This is a genomic window from Bizionia sediminis (assembly GCF_042684585.1).
GTDB classification, from domain to species: Bacteria; Bacteroidota; Bacteroidia; order Flavobacteriales; family Flavobacteriaceae; genus Algorimicrobium; species Algorimicrobium sediminis.
On the sequence record NZ_JBHULS010000027.1, the window covers coordinates 1 to 559 of the forward strand.

The window sequence follows — 559 nt, forward strand, 5'->3', positions numbered from 1 at the left end:
TGGTCTTGATCGGAGTGGAGGTGCGTGGTTGGTGGACGCGCTGATAGTCGGCCATGGAAGGCTCCATGTGGATGATGGCCAGGTCTGCCACCTTGAGCACACTGTCCGCGATATGCGGGTGATTCTCGGTGTGCCCGACATCAACGATGTCGATCCCGGAGTCTCCCAGTGGGGTGTACTCCTCCGCGAACTTGGCTGAAGCGTTCTTCTCAACGCCGAAGGGGAAGCCAGCCAGCTCGAACCACTGCGTCAGATGCTCAGACTCGTCAGCGTCCCACAACTTCACCGGGTAGCCAGCCTCATGGAATGCGTGTCCCATCAAGCCTGTATCGGTCGTCTTGCCCATGGATCTCGGGCTGATGTTGGCGATGAGCACGGCGGGTTCTCTCCTCATGCGGTGGCTACCTTCCGCACGATGCTGCCACGCCTACCGCGCCTCGGTGACGGGCACCACGTGATGAGCTGAAGTTCTGCACTTGGTAGGGCGCGTGCCCCACTGGTCATCGGCTGCGGCCATCACTCCGCGAGTGATGGCCATCGGTCATCCCTTCCGACGGGA

General features: G+C 61.4%; 1 protein-coding gene. It reads right to left on the bottom strand.

Features of this window, described 5'->3' with window-relative positions:
• Window positions 1-394 (bottom strand): hypothetical protein (locus tag ACFSQP_RS13110; RefSeq protein ID WP_376895229.1); only part of this gene is annotated, 394 nt, incomplete at its 3' end.
• Window positions 395-559 lie beyond the last annotated feature (165 nt).